The following is a 13,929-nucleotide window of genomic DNA, read 5'->3' on the forward strand; positions in this document are numbered from 1 at the left end:
AGCAACTAGCCTTGGCGTTAAGAGAATCACCCGGGCGCAAACCACCGGACCTTGCATGAGCATGTTCAGCCGAATTTTGACGGGCGGATTAACCGCGGTCGTTCTCGCTTCTATGGTGGCGCTCGCTACTGCGCAGGAATTGGCGCCGCCTGCGCCGGACGCGTCGGTGGCGCCTGCAGCACCGGCAGTATCCGAGCGCATCACCAATCCAGTCGCTGAATTCGCCGGCATCGACAAGATCACCGGCCGTATCATCACCTTCGATGTTTATATCGACGAGACGGTTCAGTTCGGCGCTTTGCAGGTGACGCCGCGCATCTGCTATTCGCGGCCCGAAAACGAAGAGCCGAAGACGGATTCGTTCGTCGAGGTCGACGAGATCACGCTCGATCGGAAAATACGCCGTATCTTCACCGGCTGGATGTTTGCCGAAAGCCCCGGGATCAACGCCGTCGAGCATGCCGTCTATGATATCTGGCTGAAGGGCTGCAAGCAGAAGTCCGACGTGCCGGCACCCGCCGCCCCCAAAACCAACTAGAATCTGTCAGTGCGCGGCGGATACCGCGCCCTGCGGAACCGCCGCGTTGCCCGAGCGTTGGTGCCTCTCTACGGAGGAGGTTGCCATGATGATGGCCAACAAGAACGAACTTCTCGACATCGAAAGGGGATTCTGGAGCGGCGGTGCCGACTATTTCAAGGCCAATGCCGATACCGACTGCCTGGTGGCCTTCCCGCAGATGGCGCGGGTGATGAGCAATACCGATCTGGCCGCAACTGCCGCGGACCCGAACCGCTGGCGCGATCTCGACATCGACCTCAAGGGCATCATCGAGCCGGGCAGCGACATCGTCATGCTGACCTACGAGGCGCGTGCGACGCGGCAAGATGGCGAAGCCTATGCGGCGCTGGTCAGCACCGGCTATGTCCACCGCGTCAATGGCTGGAAGATGATGTTCCACGCACAGACGCCGCTGGTGACGGCAGCAAAAGGCTGACCGGCCGCAAGAGCAATTCCAGGAAAGTGTGAACGGCTTTCCGTCCGGAATTGCGTTCCTGTGAAACGATGAGCCATTCCAGGTTATGGAAAAAACACGGCCTCGCCCTTCAGCGCCTCGGCCAGCATCTTCTCGTACTTGCCACGCGGCACGTCGATTGCACCGAAGCGTTTGAGATGCTCGGTGGTGAACTGCGTATCGAGCAGTGCAAAGCCACGCGCCTTCAGGCGTTCGACGAGGTGAACCAGGCAGGCCTTTGACGCGTCGGTCTCCCTGGCGAACATGCTCTCGCCGAAGAACACGCGGCCGAGCGATACGCCGTAGAGCCCCCCGACCAATCGGTCGTTGTGCCAGGCCTCGACCGAATGGCAATGGCCCATCCGATGCAGCTCGATATAGGCTTCGCGGATCGGCGCGTTGATCCAGGTCGACCGACGTTCCTCGCGCCTTTCAGCGCAGGCCTCGATCGTCGCCTCAAAGTCGAAATCGATGCGGAACTCGAACAGGTTCTTGCGGATCGTCTTTCTCAGGCTTTTCGGTATGTGGAACCCGTCGAGCGGAATGATGCCGCGCGTCTCCGGCCGCACCCAGAATACTTCGGGGTCATTGGCGCTTTCGGCCATCGGGAAGACGCCGGAGGCATAGGCTTTGAGCAAAAGGTCGGTCGGGATGCGATAACCGGGTGCGTAGGGACGGGTCATCGCTTCGCCCTGTATCACTCGCCTTCGGCCAAGTATTTTTCCAGCCAGTGGATGTCGTAGTCGCCATTGGCGATGTCGGCGTTGCCAACGAGGTCGCGAAACAGTGGCAGCGTCGTCTTGATGCCGTCGACGACGAATTCGTCGAGCGCGCGCCGCAGCCGCATCATGCATTCGACGCGGTTGCGGCCGTGCACGATCAGCTTGCCGATCAGGCTGTCGTAGTAGGGCGGGATCTTGTAGCCCGAATAGACGCCGGAATCGACGCGGATACCGAGGCCGCCCGGCGTGTGGAAATGGGTGATGGTGCCCGGCGAGGGCGTGAAGGTGCGCGGATCCTCGGCATTGATGCGGCATTCTATGGCATGGCCGTGGAAGCGGATATCCTCCTGGCGCACCGAAAGCCCGCCGCCCGAGGCGACGCGGATCTGCTCGTGCACGAGGTCGATGCCGGTGATCGCCTCGGTCACCGGATGTTCGACCTGCAGGCGCGTGTTCATCTCGATGAAATAGAACTCGCCGTCCTCATAGAGGAATTCGATGGTGCCGGCGCCGGAATAGCCGAGATCGGCGATCGCCCTGGCGCAGACGCCGCCAATATGCGCGCGCTCCTCGGCATTGAGCGCCGGCGAGGGCGCTTCTTCCCAGACCTTCTGGTGGCGGCGCTGCAGCGAGCAGTCGCGCTCGCCGAAATGCACGCCGCGCCCGGCGCCGTCGCCGAACACCTGCACTTCGATATGGCGCGGCTTCTGCAGATATTTCTCGATATAGACTGCGTCGTCGCCGAAGGCCGCACCCGCCTCCGAGCGTGCCGTCTGCAGCGCCACCTCGAGATCGGCCTCGCTACGCGCCACTTTCATGCCGCGCCCGCCGCCGCCGGCCGATGCCTTGATGATCACGGGGTAGCCGATCGCGGCGGCAATGCGCTTGGCTTCCTTGTCCTCGGTGACCGCGCCGTCGGAGCCGGGCACCACGGGAATGCCGAGGCGTTTTGCGGTACGCTTGGCCTCGATCTTGTCGCCCATGATGCGGATATGGTCGCCGGTCGGGCCGATGAAGGTGATGTTGTGCGCGGCGAGGATGTCGGCGAACTTGGCGTTCTCCGACAGAAAACCGTAGCCGGGATGCACCGCGTCGGCGCCGGTGATCTCGCAGGCGGCGACGATCTGGTGGATGTTGAGATAGCTGTCGCGCGACGGCGGCGGGCCGATGCAGACGCTCTCGTCGGCGAGACGCACATGCATGGCGTCGGCGTCGGCGGTCGAATGCACCACCACCGTCTGGATGCCGAGCTCCTTGCAGGCGCGCAGCACCCTGAGGGCGATTTCGCCGCGATTGGCGATGAGGATTTTCTGGAACATCTTTCGCCTGTTCCCGGCTCTACTCGATCACGACGAGCGGCATGCCATATTCGACCGGCTGCGCATCTTCGAACAGGATCGCCGTCACCGTGCCGGCGCGCGGCGAGGGGATCTGGTTCATCGTCTTCATTGCTTCGATGATCAGCAGCGTCTGGCCTTCCTTGACCTTCTGGCCGATTTCGATGAACGGCCTGGCGTCCGGCGACGGTGCCAGATAGGCGGTGCCGACCATTGGCGAGGCGACGGCGTTCTTCGACACTTCGGGCGTCGCCGGGGCGGCCGCTGCCGCGGGCTGCGCGGCTGCCGGGGCATAGGCCGGCTGAGCTGCGGCGACCGCATGGACGGCCGGCGCCTGCCGCGAGACGCGCACCTTCAGATCGCCCAGCTCGACCTCGATCTCGGTCAGGTTGGTGTCGTTCAGTATGCCCGCCAGATCGCGGATCAGCTGCTGGTCAACACCGTTCTTCTTTATCGACATTTTCGAGCCTTCTGTTTGTTGGCCGGTCATAGGCGTGCAGCCAGCGCCTGCAGCGCCAGCGTGTAGCCGAGCGGCCCGAACCCGCAGATCATGCCGACGGCGACCGGCGCGACCATGGAGACGTGGCGGAATGGTTCCCGCGCGTGGATGTTGGAGAGATGCACCTCAGCCACCGGCAGCGGCGCGACGGCGCGGATGGCATCGTGAATGGCGATCGAGGTATGGCCGTAGGCGCCCGGATTGATGACGATCGCGGCGGCCTTGTCGGCGGCCTCGTGGATCCAGTCGACGAGGTCGCCCTCATGGTTCGACTGGCGGAAATCGATCTCCAGCCCAAGTGCGGCACCTGCCTGCTTGCAGTCGTCGGCGATCGCGGCAAGCGTCTTGCCGCCATAGATGCCCGGCTCGCGCTTGCCGAGCGCGTTGAGATTGGGGCCGTTCAGGACGAAAACCGTTTTCAAAAAATGCCGACCTTTCCCGGCGCGGCTAAGCTGGCGCGCCGGACCCTCTATAATGGGCATAGACGCTGGCGAAAAGAGCGCAAGTGCGTTCTTTCGCCGTCCACAACAGCCGGAAAACGGCCCGTGCCGGAAACCCGCAGCCTAATCGAAACCCGAATGCTGATCAGAGCGCGGCCTTCGCCGCCTCGATCTTTTCGGCCAGCACTTCCTGGCCAAGCGCGCCGAATACCACCTCGTTGCCGACGACATAGGACGGCGTTCCGGTGATGGCGAGCTTGGTGGCGAGATCATAGGTCTTGGAGAAGGCCTCGGTGATGCTCGGGTCCTTCATCTTTTCGCGCAGCGCCGCCTCGTCGGCGCCGAGCGACAGCGCCACCTTGATTGCCGCCGCCTCGGTGGCGCGCCCCTGGCCGCCGAGTAGCGCATTATGGAATTCGCCGTATTTCTCCGGCTTCATCAAATGGAAGGCCATCGAGACGACGCTCGCCTTCTGCGAATCCGGGCCGAGGATCGGGAACTCCTTGAGTACGAAGCGCAGGTCCGGATCGGCCTTGGTCAGCGCGCGCATGTCGTCGATGGCGCGTTTGCAGTAGCCGCAATTATAATCATAGAATTCGACGATGGTGACCTTGCCGTTCGGATTGCCGACAACACCGTCGAATGAGGAATTGAAGATCTGGTCCTTGGCGTCTTTGATGACGCCGAGACTGGCGACGCGCTGTTCTTCCTTCTGCTTGGCCTCGAGTGCCTGCTGGGCTTCCAGAAGCACTTCCGGGTTCTTCAGCAGATAGTCGCGGACGATGCCTTCGACTTCGGCACGGTCGAGCTTGGTACCTGAGGACGTCGTCTGGGCAAGCTGTGCCGTGCCGGCCTTCGCCGTCTGCGGATTGCCGGCGACGAAGCCGAACGCCAGCATGGCGAGAGCCGCTGCCACTCCGGTAGTGCCCAGCAGAATTGCCTTTGTCATGATCCTCGATCCTCTTGCCTGTGTTCGGGTCCGCCCGGTTTGGCTGTGTCGCAGCCTGCGTCCGAAAGGTTCACTTCTTCTTACCTGATGGTGCGTAGTTTATAATGTCCTGCGCGCGAAGCCAGCCCGGCTCACCCCGCTTCATGCTCTGCTGCGCCCGCATGGCGAAGATTTTCGCATTCTTGTAGTCGCCGGAATAGAAATGCCCTTCGGCGGTTGCAAGCTCGGCGGCCGGGATGTTGCCGAGTTCCCCGTAAGCCTGTGCCAGATAGCGGTATCCGGCGGCGTTTTCGCGATCCCGTCCGAGGCCGGTGTTGATCTGCGCCACCGCCTTCTTCAGCGAATCCTGCGTGCCGATCGCCATCAGCGCCTGGCCGTAAGAGACCGGCAGCAGCCCTGATCGCGCCGGATCGAGGCTGACCGACTTGGCATAGGCGTCCGCCGCATCCTTCGGCCGGTTCGCCTTCATCAGGATGTCGCCGCGTAATTCCTGGAAATAGGCATTGTTCGGCTGTTCCTTGATCAACGCGTTGGTCTTGGTGAGCGCCAACGCCAGATTGCCGAAAAGATAGGTCATCTGCGCGTCGCCATAGCGTGAGGCGAGGCTGCCGGGGTTCTTGCGCATCAATCGCGACGCCGCCGCCTGGCCCTGCATGTAGGCGGCGATCTTGATGCGCATCATGTCGTGGCGCTGCTGCAGTGCCGGCGGGTCGACCTTGTCGACGTAAGGGCTCTGCTTCACCAGCACTTCGAGATTGGCGATACGCTCCTGCGGCATCGGATGGCTGATCCTGTAGGGATCGACTTGCGCGCCCGAGAGCGACAATGCGTTCTGGAAGCGGCCAAACGTCTTCAGCATGCCCATGCCGGACTGGCCGGTTGCATTGAGATAGGTGATCGCCGAACGGTCGGCGGTCATCTCTTCGGTGCGCTGATAAGCGAGGATACTGCGTTGCGCCATCTCGCCGCCGCCGGCCACCACGCCCATGCCGGCGCCGGCGAGACCGCGGCTGTTGCTGGTGGCGCCGGCCACCATGGCGCCGGCGCCAAGCAGCGTCGCCAGGATCGCCATCGTCTTGGCGCGCTCGAGCTGTTCTCGCAATTTCTGCTGGTGTCCGCCGGCGATATGGCCGGCCTCGTGGGCAATGACGCCAATGATCTCGTTGGGCGTTTCGGCCGTCATCAGCGCGCCGGTGTTGATGAACAGCCGGCGGCCGGCAACAAAGGCGTTGAAGCTCTGGTCGTTGACCAGCACGATGTTGATGGCGTCGCCCGACAAGCCCGCCGCCTTGAAGATCGGCCGCGCGTAATCGCGCACCAGCGCCTCGATCTCGGCATCGCGCACAACCGGCACATTCTGCGCAAAGGCATTGACCGAGCCGGCTATGGCGACCACCACGGCAAGCGAAAGCATCGCGAGGGCGCGCGCTGTCCTGGCGATCGTCGATTTGGGTCGGCTCAACATGGCAGGTCCACTGGTAGACGAGTGGGCGAAGGATGAAAAGTCGGCAGCCTAAACTTACCGAACTTGTGATCCCCACACCAATCGGGCATTTGTGCGGCGCGGCCAGCATGGCCGGCACGTGTGGACAAGTGTGGTGGATTGAAAAATGGTTGTTTCGCTTTCGCGCCGCGGCGCGGTCGAACCGTTCCATGCCATGGACATCCTGGCCGAGGCGAATCGGCTGAAAGCCAAGGGCCTGCCGGTCGTTTCTATGGCCGTCGGCCAGCCTTCCGATCCGGCGCCGGCCGGGGTTCGCGAAGCGGCGGCCAATGCCTTGAAGACAGGCCGCATCGGCTATACCGACGCGCTGGGCCTCGCCGGCCTGCGCAAGGCGATCGCGGCGCATTATGGCGAGCATTACGGGCTTGACGTTTCGCCCGAGCGGATAGCCGTCACCACCGGATCGTCGGCTGCCTTCAACCTCGCTTTCCTGGCAATGTTCGATCCAGGCGACCGCGTCGCCATCGCTGCGCCCGGCTATCCTGCCTATCGCAACATCATGGCCGCGCTCGGCATCGACATCGCCGAGATCGAGTTGGACGGCGCCGCCTATCTGCATGCCGAGCACCTGCAAGCCGCGCACCGCGAAAAACCGCTGAAGGGCGTGCTGTTCGCCAGCCCGGCCAACCCGACCGGCGCGGTCATTCCCGCCGGCGATCTCGAGGCGCTGGTCAAAACGGCGCAAGAGCTCGGCATCGCCGTCATCTCGGACGAAATCTATCACCGGCTGGCCTATGCGGCGCCCGACACGACGGCGCTTGCTTTCGGCGCGGATGTGACGGTGATCAATTCCTTCTCGAAATATTATTGCATGACCGGCTGGCGCATCGGCTGGATGGTGCTGCCGCAGGAACTGGTGCGGCCGGTCGAGCGCATCGCCCAGAGCCTCTACATCTCGCCGCCCGAACTGTCCCAGATTGCCGCGATCGAGGCGTTCAAGGCGACGCCAGAGCTGGAAGCGGTGAAGGCGCGCTATGCCTGGAACCGCGAGCTCCTGATGCAACGCCTGCCGGAGCTCGGCTTTGCTTTGGCCGCGCCCATGGACGGCGCGTTCTACGCCTTCTGCGACGTCACCAGGCACACCAATGACAGCATGGCGTTTGCGCGCCGGATGCTTGCCGAGGCGCATGTGGCGGCGACGCCGGGCCGCGATTTCGACCCGCTGCAAGGCCATCGCACGATGCGCTTTTCCTATGCCGGCAGCCACGACGACATGGTCGAGGCGATGGCGCGTATCGAACGCTGGCTGAAGTAGCGGGGGCGACGATGCCGGAGCTCGAACAGGCGCCTCAACTTGAACAGGCGTTGCGCGAGGTCGCCGCCGAAATGGCGGAGCGTACCGATCGCGGCGACGTCGCCAGCTATATTCCCCAGCTCGGCAAGATCGATTCGAAAAAATTCGGCATTGCCGCGGTGACCAATGACGGCCGCGTGCTGACCGCGGGCGATGCCGACGAGGCGTTTTCGATCCAGAGCATCTCAAAGGTGTTCACGCTGACGCTGGCGCTCGGCAATGTCGGCGACGCGCTGTGGCAGCGGGTTGGGCGCGAACCTTCGGGCAATCCGTTCAACTCGATCGTCCAGCTCGAGCACGAGAACGGCATTCCGCGCAATCCATTCATCAATGCCGGCGCCATCGTCGTCTCCGACATCCTGCTTGCCGGCCATCAGCCGCGCGAGGCGATCGGCGAGATCCTGCGCTTCATCCAGTTCCTGGCCGATGACGACACCATCATCATCGACCGCGAGGTCGCGGCGTCCGAACGCGCCACCGGCTTTCGCAATTTCGCGCTTGCCAATTACATGAAATCGTTCGGCAATCTTCACCATGCGCCGGAACTGGCGCTGGGCGTCTATTTCCACCATTGCGCTATCGCCATGAGCTGCCGGCAACTGGCCCTGGCCGGCCGCTTCCTCGCCAATGGCGGCAAGAACCCGGCGACCGGGCATTCCGTCGTCTCGGCAGAGCGCGCCCGCCGCATCGGCGCGATGATGCTGACCTGCGGCCACTATGACGGCTCCGGCGACTTCGCTTTCCGCGTCGGCATTCCCGGCAAGAGCGGCGTTGGCGGCGGCATATTGGGGATCGTGCCGGGGGTCGCCTCGCTTGCCGTATGGTCGCCAGGCCTCAACGCCAACGGCAATTCCAGGCTGGGTTCGATCGCGCTGGAAAAACTGGCGAAGACGATGAACTGGTCGATCTTCGCGCCATAGTCACCATAGTGTTGTCGCCTGAATTGGGGCAAAAAAATCCCGCGCAGCCGATCGGCGACGCGGGATTTTTTTTAATCAGAAAGTCTGGCTAATGCGCGGAAAGGCTTAGAAAAAGCCCTTCCGTTGCCACCAGCCGGCACGCTTCGGCTTGTCCTCGGCCTTTGCTTCCTCGGTCTTTGCCTCGTCGGTCTTTGCCTCGTCCGGGACGATCGAGGAGACGACCGGCACGACCGGAGCATCCACCGGTACCGGCTTGCGCCGCGACGGCCGGACCTTCGGCGTTTCCTCGGCAGCCGCCACTTCAGTCTCCTGCGAAGCCGGCGCAGCGGTCTCGCCGGAAGCCACGGAGGCGGCCTCGGCAGCCGATGTCTCGGCGCCCGCAATCTCGGCAACTGCTTCCGCCGCAACTTTCTTCGGCTTGGCGGTACGGCGCGGCTTCTTCGGCTTTTCGGCGCTCGGCATGTCGTCGTTCGCCGGAGCACGCACCGCAAGCTCTTCGGCCGGCGGCGCACCTTCCGGCTCGCCGGTCACGGGCTGTGCTTCCGACACGGCACCTTCCGTCATGGCGGCCGGCTCGCCGGCGCTGGCTTCGATCTCGCCTTCGCCCTCTTCGCGGCGATTGCGCTTGCCGCCGCGCTTGCCGCGCCGGCGCTTCTTGCCGTGACCGTCGTCCGCCGCTTCCGCCGTTTCGGCAACACCGGCCGGCGCTTCACGTTCCGCTTCGGCACCTTGATCGCCGGCGGCGACGAAGGCATCGTCTATCGGCGCCGAAACGGAAGCACCTTCCACAGCAGCGCCATGCTCGCGATCGCCATGTTCGCGTTCCCCGTGCTCACGATCCCCGTGTTCACGATCCCCATGTTCACGATCCCCATGTTCACGATCCTTGCCGCCGCGCCGTCTGCGGCGCTTGCGGCGCTTGCGATCGCGGCCTTCGCCGTCCTCGCCGGACCTTGGCTGCTGCGGCTGCTGGGCAGGGCGTGGCTGCTCGGCCTGCACCGGTTCCTCGTCTTCCTCTTCGATGACGATCTCGTCCTCGGGTTCTTCCGGCTCGACATAGGCCGGGAACGTGCGCGCCTCGACAAAGCCTTCCGGCTTTTCGGCCAGCGCGCCGCGGAAGATGGCATAGTGTTGTGCACCGACCGCGTCATCGGCTTCGATGGTGATGGTCACGCCGAAGCGATGCTCGAATTCCACCAGCGTGCCGCGCTTGTGATTGAGCACATAGAGCGCGGTCGCCGCCGGCGTCCGCACCGTGATGTGGCTGCGCGAATCCTTGAGCAGGAATTCCTCGATTGCCCGCACCACCATCAGCGCGACCGACGAATCGGAGCGCACATGGCCGGTGCCGCCGCAATGCGGGCAAGGCTTCATGGTCGATTCCAGCACGCTGGCGCGGATGCGCTGGCGCGACATCTCCATCAGGCCGAAATGCGAGATGCGGCCGACCTGGATGCGGGCACGATCGTTCTTGAGGTGATCCTTCAGCCGCTTCTCGACGGAGCGGTTGTTGCGGTTCTCTTCCATATCGATGAAGTCGATGACGATGAGGCCTGCGAGATCGCGCAGCCTCAATTGCCGGGCGACTTCCTCGGCGGCTTCCAGATTGGTGTGAAGTGCGGTGTCCTCGATCGAGTGCTCCTTGGTGGAACGGCCCGAATTGACGTCGATGGCGACCAGCGCTTCCGTCTGGTTGATGATGATGTAGCCGCCGCTCTTCAGCGTCACCTGCGGCTGCAGCATGCGGTCGAGCTGCGCTTCGATGCCGTTGCGCACAAAGATCGGCGTCGTGTCGCGGAACGGCTGAACCACCTTGGCGTGGCTCGGCATCAGCATGCGCATGAAGTCCTTGGCCTCGCGGTAGCCTTCTTCGCCGGAAACCAGGATCTCGTCGATATCCTTGTTGTAAAGGTCGCGCACCGAGCGCTTGATCAGGCTGCCTTCCTCGTAAACCAGGGCAGGGGCCGTGGATTGCAGCGTCAGATTGCGGACGTTTTCCCAAAGCCGCATCAAATATTCGTAGTCGCGCTTGATCTCTGCCTTGGTGCGGCTTTCGCCTGCCGTACGCAGGATGACACCCATGCCTTGCGGCACTTCGAGATCGGCGACCACTTCCTTCAGCCGCTTGCGGTCCTGCGCATTGGTGATCTTGCGCGAAATACCGCCGCCGCGGGCCGTGTTCGGCATCAGCACCGAATAGCGGCCGGCCAACGACAGGTAGGTGGTCAGCGCTGCACCCTTGTTGCCGCGCTCTTCCTTGACGACCTGCACAAGCAGGATCTGCCGGCGCTTGATCACTTCCTGGATCTTGTACTGGCGACGGACCGGCTTGCGGCGGTTGCGCACTTCTTCCAGCGCGTCCTCGGCGCCGACCGATTCGACCTCGTGATCGTCCGGATGCGAGGATTGCACCTCTTCCAGCATGCCGCGATCATTGTCTTCGGAGGTTGCTTCGCCGCTTGTCTCGGCCCCGCTTGTCTCGGGCCCGCTTACCTCGACTTGCGGGACGGCTTCCGAGATTACGTCGGCATCGACGCTGGCAGCGATGGAACTCGAACCGCCTTCGGACGGCTCGGTCTCACCGCGATCGGCGGCTTCATCGCTCTGCCCGGCGGCACCCTCGCTCTGTCCGGCAATGTCGGACATGGTGTTGTCGTCAACGGCATCCAGCTTTTCTGCGACGGCATCTTCGCCATTCTCGCCGTCGGCCGCGCCTGCCTCGCGCCTGTGCTCGCCGCGGTCGCGGCTCTTGCCGCCGCGCCGGCGTCCGCGCTTGCCACGGTCGCGGCTCTGGCGGTCCTCGCCTTCGGCGGCTTCCTCGTCCTCTTCGTCCTGGGCTTCCTGTGCTTCCGCACGCAGCAGCGCCTGACGGTCGGCGACCGGAATCTGGTAGTAGTCGGGGTGTATTTCACTGAAGGCGAGGAAACCGTGACGGTTGCCGCCATATTCGACAAAGGCTGCCTGAAGGGAAGGTTCGACGCGCGTTACGCGGGCGAGATAGATGTTTCCTTTGAGCTGCTTCTTGTCCTGGGATTCAAAGTCGAATTCTTCAATACGGTTACCGCGAACGACGACAACGCGTGTTTCCTCCGGGTGGGAGGCGTCTATCAGCATTTTGTTGGGCATTATTTCGTTTCCTCCCGGCAGCCGTCGGCCGCAGCTTGCGAGGCAATGCCCGCTGCCGTGGACCTGGAACATGGGTGCCGGACAATTGAACGTCCGCCGGCCGCTGCCTGAGCGCCATGGCGGTGCCGCCCGCAGCCGTAGTGGCGCGGTTTGTTGCGGACCTTTCCATGATTGCGCTTGAAGCCATCGTCACCAGCAGAACCTTTTGAACCAAAGCCCGGGAAAAACCGGACCAGCTTGTTTGCTCATACAGAGCCGGCACGGGACAATCCCGGCCGTTTTGCTCACGCAGGCGATTCCCCCGCCACGGGAGCACGCCTGCGAAAATCGTCGCGATCACCGATGCCTTCTTCGCCTGAAGCGAAAGGAGCCGTCTTGCGTCTGACCTGTAGCAGGAAGCTGCGGAGGAGGACGGTTCCAGGATTGCAGTGATCCACCATCGCTTTTATGATTTGGCGGGTTGGAAGGCAACCCCGATTCCCGATGCCGGCAAAAAGCCGTTCCGCAGCGGAAGCCCAGGTTCCAAGCCTTCCATGAAAAGGCTTGGTTAACCTTCTCTGGATACCAATCGTTAATCGAGTTCGCGGCCTGCCAGCACTTTGACAAGCAATAGGGCACTTCGACAAGCGATCGGGCATGACGCCAACGGGAGCGATTGGTAGAAAGATGGGACTGGCAGGCTTCGCAGACAAGGGCCGTCATCATGGAGGCTGGTTGTTCCGCACCGCCTGCCTGCTGCCGCTGATCCTGGCTTGCCTGGTCCTTTCGCCGCTTTCGCGTGCTGCCGACGTACCGCTCGGCGCCACAAGCTACAAGATGGCCGGCGATGCCACCAAGATGCGCATCGTCATCAATTTCGACCGCGAACCCGACATCAAATGGTTCCTGCTGCGCGGCCCCAATCGCCTGGTCATCGATCTGCCGGCCACCAGATTTGCCCTCAATGCCAGGGATGTAAAGCCGCGCGGCCTTGTCCGCACGGTGCGTTACGGCGAGCTCGGCGAGGGGAAATCGCGGCTGATTCTCACCGGCAAGGGACCGTTCGCCGTCGACAATCTCGACGTGCTCAAGAACGGTGACGGCAACGGCTACCGCATCGCCATCGACATGTCGGCGGCCTCGCAGCGGGAATTCGACGCAGCGCTCGCCAATCAGGCGCTGACCACCGGTTCGACGGTCTCCGCCGACAAGGCCGGCAGGGTCGGTACCGGGCCGGTCTCCAATCCGGGCCATCGTTTCACCGTCGTCGTCGATCCCGGCCATGGCGGCATCGACGGCGGTGCCGAGGGCCTGAACGGTACGGTCGAAAAGAACGTGACGCTCGCCTTTGCCATGGAACTGCGCGACAAGCTCGCCGCCAGCGGCAAATACGACGTGTTCCTGACGCGCGAAACGGACGAGTTCCTGCGGCTCGACGACCGCGTGCGCATTGCCCGCCAGCATGAGGCCGACCTGCTCATCTCGATCCATGCGGACACGATCAGCCTCAAGGGCATTCGCGGCGCAACCGTCTACACCGTGTCCGACAAGGCTTCCGATCCCGAGGCGCAGGCGCTTGCCGACCGTGAAAATCTTTCCGACCAGTTCGCCGGCATGGAGATCAAGGACGACAGCAAGGAAGTGACCGATATCCTGATCGACCTGATCCGCCGCGAGACGCATAATTTTTCGATGAGCTTCGCCCATACTCTCGTCGGCCAGCTTTCCACCAGCGTCGGTCTGATCAACAACCCGCAGCGTTCTGCCGGCTTCAAGGTGCTGAAGGCGCCGGACGTTCCATCCGTGCTGGTCGAACTCGGCTATCTGTCGAACGCCAAGGACGAAGCGCAGTTGCTCAGCGCCGATTGGCGCAGCAAGGCGACCCAGAGCATAACCAACGCCGTTGCCCTGTTTGCTTCGGCCAAGAGCGGAACGGGGGCCGGAGGCTGAAATGTCCGCCGGCGCCCACAACCTGAAGCAGCGTTGCACGGCGACAACACCCTGTGCTTTTATTTCCGGCATTCGAAACCGAAATCCCGCGCTGCCGTATTTTGCCCACATGGTCGCGACATGGATTTTGCGATTACGGTTTGGGATCGTCCCGAAAGCTTGCGTGAAGGGCGGCTTCGTTTAGGAAATTCCCGAA

General features: G+C 63.1%; 13 protein-coding genes. 6 read left to right on the plus strand and 7 right to left on the minus strand.

Features of this window, described 5'->3' with window-relative positions; genetic code table 11:
- The first annotated feature begins 55 nt into the window (after positions 1 to 55).
- On the plus strand, positions 56 to 538 hold the full coding sequence (locus tag NKH90_RS13475; RefSeq protein ID WP_023674819.1) for a DUF2155 domain-containing protein: 483 nt from the start codon (positions 56 to 58) through the stop codon (positions 536 to 538).
- A gap of 88 nt (positions 539 to 626) precedes the next feature.
- Complete coding sequence (locus NKH90_RS13480) at positions 627 to 995, plus strand: hypothetical protein (RefSeq protein ID WP_352819768.1); 369 nt, start codon at positions 627 to 629, stop codon at positions 993 to 995.
- A gap of 83 nt (positions 996 to 1,078) precedes the next feature.
- Here NKH90_RS13480 and aat read toward each other — a convergent pair whose 3' ends face one another.
- The 6 genes from aat to NKH90_RS13510 all read right to left on the minus strand — a co-directional run bounded on the left by aat (position 1,079) and on the right by NKH90_RS13510 (position 6,425).
- The gene (aat, locus tag NKH90_RS13485; RefSeq protein ID WP_023674821.1) at positions 1,079 to 1,696 is read right to left on the minus strand and encodes a leucyl/phenylalanyl-tRNA--protein transferase; all 618 of its coding nucleotides are present in this window, start codon (positions 1,694 to 1,696) and stop codon (positions 1,079 to 1,081) included.
- A 14-nt stretch (positions 1,697 to 1,710) separates the two neighbouring features.
- Positions 1,711 to 3,054, minus strand: a complete 1,344-nt coding sequence (gene accC, locus NKH90_RS13490) for an acetyl-CoA carboxylase biotin carboxylase subunit (protein ID WP_023674822.1) — start codon at positions 3,052 to 3,054, stop codon at positions 1,711 to 1,713.
- A gap of 19 nt (positions 3,055 to 3,073) precedes the next feature.
- Entirely contained in the window at positions 3,074 to 3,532 is a 459-nt protein-coding gene (accB, locus tag NKH90_RS13495; protein WP_352472761.1) for an acetyl-CoA carboxylase biotin carboxyl carrier protein, read from the minus strand.
- Positions 3,533 to 3,558: 26 nt separating this feature from the next.
- Positions 3,559 to 3,993: a type II 3-dehydroquinate dehydratase gene (aroQ, locus tag NKH90_RS13500; protein ID WP_023717478.1), complete on the minus strand. Its 435-nt coding sequence runs from the start codon at positions 3,991 to 3,993 to the stop codon at positions 3,559 to 3,561.
- Between the two features lie 163 nt (positions 3,994 to 4,156).
- On the minus strand, positions 4,157 to 4,960 hold the full coding sequence (locus NKH90_RS13505; protein ID WP_352451092.1) for a DsbA family protein: 804 nt from the start codon (positions 4,958 to 4,960) through the stop codon (positions 4,157 to 4,159).
- 70 nt (positions 4,961 to 5,030) lie between these two features.
- Entirely contained in the window at positions 5,031 to 6,425 is a 1,395-nt protein-coding gene (locus tag NKH90_RS13510) for a M48 family metalloprotease (protein WP_352819739.1), read from the minus strand.
- A gap of 145 nt (positions 6,426 to 6,570) precedes the next feature.
- Between NKH90_RS13510 and NKH90_RS13515 the strand changes: the two genes are divergently transcribed.
- Both NKH90_RS13515 and NKH90_RS13520 read left to right on the plus strand, forming a co-directional pair.
- Positions 6,571 to 7,719 carry a pyridoxal phosphate-dependent aminotransferase gene (locus tag NKH90_RS13515; protein ID WP_352501648.1) on the plus strand — a complete coding sequence of 383 codons (1,149 nt, stop codon included), beginning with the start codon at positions 6,571 to 6,573 and terminating at the stop codon, positions 7,717 to 7,719.
- 11 nt (positions 7,720 to 7,730) lie between these two features.
- Positions 7,731 to 8,678, plus strand: coding sequence for a glutaminase (locus NKH90_RS13520; protein ID WP_352819741.1), 948 nt, complete (start codon positions 7,731 to 7,733; stop codon positions 8,676 to 8,678).
- 105 nt (positions 8,679 to 8,783) lie between these two features.
- On the opposite strand, the gene NKH90_RS13525 is transcribed toward NKH90_RS13520, so the two are convergent.
- Complete coding sequence (locus tag NKH90_RS13525) at positions 8,784 to 11,804, minus strand: Rne/Rng family ribonuclease (RefSeq protein WP_352819743.1); 3,021 nt, start codon at positions 11,802 to 11,804, stop codon at positions 8,784 to 8,786.
- Between the two features lie 666 nt (positions 11,805 to 12,470).
- Here NKH90_RS13525 and NKH90_RS13530 point away from each other — a divergent pair.
- Both NKH90_RS13530 and NKH90_RS13535 read left to right on the plus strand, forming a co-directional pair.
- Positions 12,471 to 13,733 (plus strand): N-acetylmuramoyl-L-alanine amidase, encoded by a 1,263-nt coding sequence (locus tag NKH90_RS13530; RefSeq protein ID WP_352819745.1) that lies wholly within the window; start codon positions 12,471 to 12,473, stop codon positions 13,731 to 13,733.
- Position 13,734: 1 nt separating this feature from the next.
- Positions 13,735 to 13,917: a hypothetical protein gene (locus NKH90_RS13535; RefSeq protein WP_352457449.1), complete on the plus strand. Its 183-nt coding sequence runs from the start codon at positions 13,735 to 13,737 to the stop codon at positions 13,915 to 13,917.
- Positions 13,918 to 13,929 lie beyond the last annotated feature (12 nt).

It is taken from the genome of Mesorhizobium sp. M0898 (genome assembly GCF_040319695.1).
In the GTDB taxonomy this organism is placed as follows: Bacteria; Pseudomonadota; Alphaproteobacteria; order Rhizobiales; family Rhizobiaceae; genus Mesorhizobium.

Coding starts and splice junctions, on each gene's coding strand:
- NKH90_RS13475 (WP_023674819.1), top strand. CDS start 56: ATGAGCATGTTCAGCCGAATTTTGACGGGCGGATTAACCGCGGTCGTT.
- NKH90_RS13480 (WP_352819768.1), top strand. CDS start 627: ATGATGGCCAACAAGAACGAACTTCTCGACATCGAAAGGGGATTCTGG.
- aat (WP_023674821.1), bottom strand. CDS start 1,696: ATGACCCGTCCCTACGCACCCGGTTATCGCATCCCGACCGACCTTTTG.
- accC (WP_023674822.1), bottom strand. CDS start 3,054: ATGTTCCAGAAAATCCTCATCGCCAATCGCGGCGAAATCGCCCTCAGG.
- accB (WP_352472761.1), bottom strand. CDS start 3,532: ATGTCGATAAAGAAGAACGGTGTTGACCAGCAGCTGATCCGCGATCTG.
- NKH90_RS13505 (WP_352451092.1), bottom strand. CDS start 4,960: ATGACAAAGGCAATTCTGCTGGGCACTACCGGAGTGGCAGCGGCTCTC.
- NKH90_RS13510 (WP_352819739.1), bottom strand. CDS start 6,425: ATGTTGAGCCGACCCAAATCGACGATCGCCAGGACAGCGCGCGCCCTC.
- NKH90_RS13515 (WP_352501648.1), top strand. CDS start 6,571: ATGGTTGTTTCGCTTTCGCGCCGCGGCGCGGTCGAACCGTTCCATGCC.
- NKH90_RS13520 (WP_352819741.1), top strand. CDS start 7,731: ATGCCGGAGCTCGAACAGGCGCCTCAACTTGAACAGGCGTTGCGCGAG.
- NKH90_RS13525 (WP_352819743.1), bottom strand. CDS start 11,804: ATGCCCAACAAAATGCTGATAGACGCCTCCCACCCGGAGGAAACACGC.
- NKH90_RS13530 (WP_352819745.1), top strand. CDS start 12,471: ATGGGACTGGCAGGCTTCGCAGACAAGGGCCGTCATCATGGAGGCTGG.
- NKH90_RS13535 (WP_352457449.1), top strand. CDS start 13,735: ATGTCCGCCGGCGCCCACAACCTGAAGCAGCGTTGCACGGCGACAACA.